At 49.8% G+C, this 6166-nt stretch carries 7 protein-coding genes; 6 read left to right on the top strand and 1 reads right to left on the bottom strand.

Annotated elements, in window-relative coordinates; all coding sequences use genetic code 11:
• Nucleotides 1-303 precede the first annotated feature (303 nt).
• The 5 genes from RRB22_14580 to RRB22_14560 all read left to right on the top strand — a co-directional run bounded on the left by RRB22_14580 (nucleotide 304) and on the right by RRB22_14560 (nucleotide 4331).
• The gene (locus RRB22_14580) at nucleotides 304-954 is read left to right on the top strand and encodes a Fic family protein (protein ID MDT8385632.1); all 651 of its coding nucleotides are present in this window, start codon (nucleotides 304-306) and stop codon (nucleotides 952-954) included.
• 372 nt (nucleotides 955-1326) lie between these two features.
• Nucleotides 1327-1578: a type I restriction-modification system subunit M N-terminal domain-containing protein gene (locus tag RRB22_14575; GenBank protein MDT8385631.1), complete on the top strand. Its 252-nt coding sequence runs from the start codon at nucleotides 1327-1329 to the stop codon at nucleotides 1576-1578.
• A 321-nt stretch (nucleotides 1579-1899) separates the two neighbouring features.
• Nucleotides 1900-2094: a hypothetical protein gene (locus RRB22_14570; GenBank protein MDT8385630.1), complete on the top strand. Its 195-nt coding sequence runs from the start codon at nucleotides 1900-1902 to the stop codon at nucleotides 2092-2094.
• Nucleotides 2095-2134: 40 nt separating this feature from the next.
• Nucleotides 2135-2512, top strand: coding sequence for a hypothetical protein (locus RRB22_14565; GenBank protein MDT8385629.1), 378 nt, complete (start codon nucleotides 2135-2137; stop codon nucleotides 2510-2512).
• Between the two features lie 91 nt (nucleotides 2513-2603).
• On the top strand, nucleotides 2604-4331 hold the full coding sequence (locus tag RRB22_14560) for a protein adenylyltransferase SelO family protein (protein MDT8385628.1): 1728 nt from the start codon (nucleotides 2604-2606) through the stop codon (nucleotides 4329-4331).
• A 40-nt stretch (nucleotides 4332-4371) separates the two neighbouring features.
• Here RRB22_14560 and RRB22_14555 read toward each other — a convergent pair whose 3' ends face one another.
• A complete protein-coding gene (locus RRB22_14555) occupies nucleotides 4372-5040 on the bottom strand; it encodes an SOS response-associated peptidase (GenBank protein MDT8385627.1) in 669 nt (222 codons plus the stop codon).
• Between the two features lie 179 nt (nucleotides 5041-5219).
• Between RRB22_14555 and RRB22_14550 the strand changes: the two genes are divergently transcribed.
• Complete coding sequence (locus tag RRB22_14550) at nucleotides 5220-6041, top strand: DUF3025 domain-containing protein (GenBank protein MDT8385626.1); 822 nt, start codon at nucleotides 5220-5222, stop codon at nucleotides 6039-6041.
• The last annotated feature ends 125 nt before the right edge of the window (nucleotides 6042-6166 follow it).

Raw genomic sequence — 6166 nt, 5'->3', positions numbered from 1 at the left:
CCTCACGAAGTCTTCTATGGATCATTGAGTGGTGCACTTGCTACCTGAATTCGCCGGTGCTTAAAGAAGAATAGGGGACAGACCACGGTTTTTCGGCAGCAGGATCGGGTTGATGAAATTCGGTGGCGATGATTTAGAACTGCAATACCGCCACACCCTGCTTGCCTGCGCACGAAGTGCAGGTAGGAAAAACCTGGGTAAATAGGACGGCACCTGCCTGCCTTATTGGTGCAGGCACGTGTTTGGCACTATCTTCCGCAAGGCGCAAAACAAAATTGCGATTAATGACTAGGCATATTAGCAATGAAGAAAAAAGGCCGCTACGACGTTTCCGGATCGATAGAAACCCAGTTTGAACCGGGTTCAAATGATACTGTATTGAGAAACAAACTCGGCATGACTGATTCAAAGGAAATGGACAAGCTAGAGGCAGAGTCGCTCATCAAGGCGACAGATGCACTTATTCACAAATACGATGCCGACCATCAATTTACTGCCGATGATGTTTGCCAAATGCATGAATTGTGGTTGGGAGATATTTATGAATGGGCAGGTAAGTACCGGACCGTAAATATCAGCAAGGATGATTTTTCATTTGCGATGGCAGCGCAGATACCGAAGTTGATGGTCCAGTTTGAGACGGATCAACTCGCCAAATATACGCCCTGTAACTTCTCGGATAGAAATGTTGTCGTTAAAGCGCTTGCCGAGGTGCATACCGAATTGGTTTTGATACATCCCTTTCGCGAAGGCAATGGCCGATGTTCTCGAATACTGACGATCATCATGGCTTTGCAAGCTGGGCTGCCTGTCCTTGATTTCAGTTTAATTAGTGGCCAGATGAAATCAGAATATTTCGCCGCGGTGCAGATGGGCATGGTTCGTAACTACGAACCAATGGAAGCATTATTCAGAGAAATTATTGAGAGTTCGATTCGGACTTTGTCGGAGTAGGATGGAAATAACTAGTGGTGACATCTGTAATATGTTGGCTGATCGATTCGACTGTGGCACCCGTTTCGATCGCGGTGGAACTGGAAACACTGGTAATGAGTGAATCCCGGTATTTCTTGGGATTTTGCAGGTAGGGATTTGAATCAAATAATGACTTTTTCATACATTACACCAGTAAGGATTAGGGTGACGGCCCCTAGAATGCCGAGGTTCCTGGTACTCTTGGCCACCGCTGGAAGGGAACATACCAGGCACATAATAGGATTTACCCATCAGTTGTTAATATCGGCATTTTGGCGGTAAAAATCAAGCGGTAATCTGTTTTATTTAGAAGAAACATAGCTTTTAACTTATTGAATTACAGAGGTTATTTTGAGCGCTTCAGAGATAGTTAATAAGGTTTGGAATTACGCACATGTACTCAGGGATGATGGCGTGGGGTATGGCGATTACGTCGAGCAGATCACGTATTTAATCTTCCTCAAAATGGCCGATGAGCGGGCCGCCCTCACCCCGACCCTCTCCCAGGGGGAGAGGGGGAAAGGCCAAGTACCCGATGAATTCAATTGGGCCAGGTTGGTGAAGTTAGACGAAAAATCTGTGTCAGAGAGCAATTCTTTCTAATATTCCCCGTTCCGAATATAAGAAACAGTGAATAGGTACCAGCGAGGAATGGCACTTACTTAAGGCGCAATTCAGGGTTTTGTTATTGCGGCGAATATCCATGGGGCGTAATTACCCACAGGGCATAAAAGCCGACATCCAGTGAAACTGCCACCATTGTAGCGTCTGGATCCCGGCATACGCCTGGATGACGAGGATTCGGGCCTTTAGTCAGTGCCATTCGGGTAGTAGCCCTTTAATCCAAACCGATATATCAGTATTCGGAAGTCGATTATAAAACACCAATAATGCCGACATTTTGAATTTGACAACCTTCCCGATGTGCGTGATGGCCTGACGCGAAAAGAGCGTGTGGTGTTGTATTGCATTGACCAGATACAGAAAGAACGCAGCGGGCGCAATGTCCCTACCGTTATGCTCTATGGTCGGGTGGTGGAGCATGTCAATATGAGTGAGCAGGAACTACAACTTATCCTGCAGCGCCTGACGAGTTATAATCAAAATCCAGCGACGTAGACGTGCTGTTGTTGATCGCACAAATAATGCAGTGAATGACATGATGACAATTGACGAAAGATTGAGCCAGGCTAAAGACCTGCTTGAAGCGGGTAAAACCGAGGCCGGTTGCATGGCGCTGCTGGAGTTATTAATGGACGCACCGGATAACCCTGCCGCGCTGTTAATACTCGGTGGTGCCTATTTCTATGCGAAGAAGTTTTCCGAGGCGGAGCTGGTCTACGAGAAACTCATCCTGCTGGAACCGGGTTCCGGGATGTTATCGATTGCCCTGTTTAACACGCTCTGGCAACAGGGCCGGCATGAGGAGGCGGCGGAGGAGATCCGCCGTTTTATCTCGGTGGCGGATAAGGTGAATGAGCGCGAGACGCTGGCAAAATATGCTGAATTAATCCAAGGTATGGCAGGTCAAAAGTAAGGGTCAATTCATTATCTGATTAAGAACATCCAGGTTAGACAGCCATTTTCTCTAATATGGGACACAAACGGTATTTAACCCCACTTATCCTATGAAAAATGGACCGCCCCAGAAAGCTGCCGCAACTGTATTGTCGCTAGACGACCTTGCCAAGTTAGCGAACTACTCGTTCATGGAGTCGCTCAATGGCGACCCAGCGGCGCAAGCAGACGGCGCTGACCACGCACCGCGACAGGTCTTTTCCGGGCATTATGTCCCTGTAAAACCTACGCCAATCAATGCTCCAGAGTACGTCGCGCACAGTAAAACCCTTTTCCACGAGCTTGGCTTTGCGGACAAGATGGCAGAGTCGGCCGATTTCGCCCGTGTGTTTAGCGGTGATCTCTCGCAGGCTCCAGAGCCGATGCGCAAGGCGGGTTGGGCCACGGGCTACGCACTTTCCATCTTCGGCACCGAATACACTCAACAGTGCCCTTTCCAGACGGGTAACGGCTATGGTGATGGTCGCGCCATTTCCGTGCTGGAGGCGGTGATCAATGGTCGGCGCTGGGAAATGCAGCTTAAAGGTGGCGGTCGAACGCCATACTGCCGCGGCGCGGACGGTCGCGCCGTGTTGCGCTCGAGTGTCAGGGAGTTTCTGGCACAGGAGCACATGCACGCGCTCGGTGTGCCAACGTCTCGGTCGTTAAGTTTGTACGTTTCGAAAACGGAGCAGGTCCAGCGACCATGGTACTCGGAGGGCTCGCGATCAATCGATCCCGACCTGCTTGTCTCGGAAGCGGTCGCTATCTCAACGCGTGTCGCGCCGTCGTTTATTCGGGTTGGCCAGGTCGAACTTTTCGCTCGCCGCGCCCGCAAGCAGGAACACCCCGCTGCGATGGAGGAACTCGAGAAGATTGTGTTGCATCTGATCGATCGTGAGTACGCAGAGGTTATAGACAACACCCTCAGTACTGCCGGGAAAGTGGTGTTGCTCGCACAGGAATTTCGCAGTCGCCTGACGTCGCTGGTGGCGAACTGGATCCGTGTTGGTTATTGCCAGGGCAATTTCAACAGTGACAACTGTGCGGCCGGTGGCTTCACGCTTGATTATGGTCCCTTCGGTTTCTGTGAAGCGTTTGATCCTTACTACCAGCCATGGACAGGAGGCGGAAAGCACTTTGCGTTTTTCAATCAACCCGTGGCGGCAGAATGCAACTTCGAGATGTTTTGTTCAGCATTGCAGCCCTTACTGGAATCGGACCAGGTCGCTCTGCAACAGCTCGCTGAGATTCGAGCTGGCTTTGCGGTAGAGATGCAAGCGGCAGTAGAAAAGATGTTTGCGGCCAAGCTTGGACTGGCTACGCTTGACGCGGCGTTATTCAAAGAACTTGTATTTCTTATGCTGCAAACACCTGTTGATTACACACTATTCTTCCGCGAACTCTCGTCGATACCGGGTGACATTGGACCGCTTAGGAAAAGTTTCTACACCGATTTGAATGAACCGATGGACAGGCGTTGGTCTGAGTGGCTATCAACATGGAAATCGCTCATTGCCGACACAACTAATGCGAATGCTGAAACGTCTCGTTCTCTTGAAGCGATTGGTGAACGGATGAAACGTGTCAATCCCAAATACATTTTGCGGGAGTGGATGCTTGCGCCTGCTTATCAGCAAGCGGCTACGGGGAACTACGCGCTAATTAGAGAACTGCAGGACGTCATGACGCAGCCTTATGCCGAGCAGTCAAAAGAGGTGGAGGAGAAATACTACAGGCGGAAGCCGACCGAGTTTAGCGAGCTTGGCGGATTGTCGCATATGAGCTGTTCTTCATAGCTGGGTAGATCCCAATCTGGAAAACCCCAACTCATTTTTATTACGCGATAGGCTGTATACACTTCGGTTCATCAAAGCCCGGGTTATTCATGCGCGGGCTGACCGGGTAGGCCTTCATCGCTTGCGCTGCATAGGGATGGAGCAGGGGTGCGAGACGGTCTTTATCCTGGATCTCGGGGTCTAGCCAGGTGGAATAATCTTCCTGGGCAATAATCACTGGCATGCGATCATGAATGGGCGCCAGGACTTCATTCGCCTCGGTGACCACTATCGAGCAAGACTCAATCACCTTTCCGTCAGTGCTCTCCCAGTGGTCCCACAAGCCGGCCAGGCTGAACAGGCCACCATCTTTCATGCTGATGGCATAGGGTTGTTTGAAGTGGTCCTGAGGTTGCCACTCATAGAATCCGCTGACGGGGATGAGGCAGCGTCGGTGTTTAAAGGCCGCTCTGAAAGCCGGTTTGCTCGCCACGGTTTCCGCCCGGGCATTGATCATGCTGTAGTGCGGTTTTTCTTCCTTGGACCAGCTGGGTATCAAGCCCCAATGCAGATAGTCCAGATTACGCTCATTCGCAGCAATCGCCCGCACGGCGAGAATGTCCTGGGAAGGGGCGATATTAAATCGTGGCGAGATATCTGGCGTACTCTGTACGTCATAGTGCGCCATCAGCTCGGCTTTCGACACGTCCAGATAGAATCTGCCACACATAGGCAAATAATAGCCGATGTGGGGGATCTGAGAATGCCTGTTTTGTGAGGAGCCGTTCTTAACCGGTAGATAACCGTGAGTCATGAGTCCGCAAACAGGCTCTTAACGGGTTGTCATGTAGACACGGGACTAATTGAAGGATTGCGGGTTTGCCGGGTGAAAGGGTACAATTTTTCATCATGGCCAGAACAACGATTGATACCTGGAATCCCAATTTCTTTGAGCAGTCCCCGCTTTTCAATAGTGTCCGTGATGTAAGCCGGCCTTTTAGCACGCTGATTGCCTGGCCGACACTGGCGCAGTTCGCCACTGAATTTAAAATAAGAAACATTCAATCATACGCGAATAAACCCGTTCACCCGGTAGCGCAGGCTGGTGCGCCGGATAAATTCGAAGATCATTATGAGTCGCGCATATATTTGGCGGGTGAATTGCAAACGCGGCTTGAAAACTGGCACGACTATTTTAATGCCATGTGCTGGTTACAATTTCCCAAAATTAAATCCGTGCTTAATGCCCTGCATTTTGAACAATCAAAAACCAGAAAACCGGGCACTAATCGAAGTCCATTGGAAAATGCAATCACTTTGTTCGATGAGTGTGGTGCGGTCATTGTTGCGGATGATGATTTATTACTTGAGCTGGTTATAAATCACGAGTGGAAAGACCTGTTCCGGGAGCACAAGGAACTTTTCGGGAAACACATCCAGTGCTATGTCGTTGGTCATGCCATGCACGAAAAATCCCTGACGCCGTATATTGGCATGACGACACACAGTGTGTTGTTAAAGCAGGGCAGTGATTTTTTTCAGAAAGGATATCTGGAGCAGCTTGAAGATATCGATCAGCTTGTTTCTGATTTGTGGATCAACAGGAAGCTCGAACAGCCCAATGACTTTCAGCCTTTTCCCTTATTAGGTGTACCGGGTTGGTGTCATCAAGAGCAGGATGAGGCATTTTACGCAAATGACGCGTACTTCAGAAGGAAAAGCCGCGCGTAACTTAAGCCAAGCCATGGCCATCCAAAACGAAGAAAGACTAGCACAAAAACCCGGGGCAAAAACCCGGGGCAGAGCGCAATTCTTTCTAATATTCCCCGTTCCTAATATAAGCAACAATCGCTCTC

The organism is Gammaproteobacteria bacterium (assembly GCA_032250735.1).
Taxonomy (GTDB): Bacteria; Pseudomonadota; Gammaproteobacteria; order SZUA-152; family SZUA-152; genus SZUA-152.
Note: the sequence above shows the minus strand (reverse complement) of the source record. Positions and strands in the feature narration are given on the sequence as shown.

Excerpts from the sequence above, each read along its gene's own strand:
- RRB22_14560 (MDT8385628.1), top strand. The coding sequence starts at position 2,604 with ATGAAAAATGGACCGCCCCAGAAAGCTGCCGCAACTGTATTGTCGCTA.
- RRB22_14550 (MDT8385626.1), top strand. The coding sequence starts at position 5,220 with ATGGCCAGAACAACGATTGATACCTGGAATCCCAATTTCTTTGAGCAG.
- RRB22_14580 (MDT8385632.1), top strand. The coding sequence starts at position 304 with ATGAAGAAAAAAGGCCGCTACGACGTTTCCGGATCGATAGAAACCCAG.
- RRB22_14555 (MDT8385627.1), bottom strand. The coding sequence starts at position 5,040 with ATGTGTGGCAGATTCTATCTGGACGTGTCGAAAGCCGAGCTGATGGCG.
- RRB22_14565 (MDT8385629.1), top strand. The coding sequence starts at position 2,135 with ATGATGACAATTGACGAAAGATTGAGCCAGGCTAAAGACCTGCTTGAA.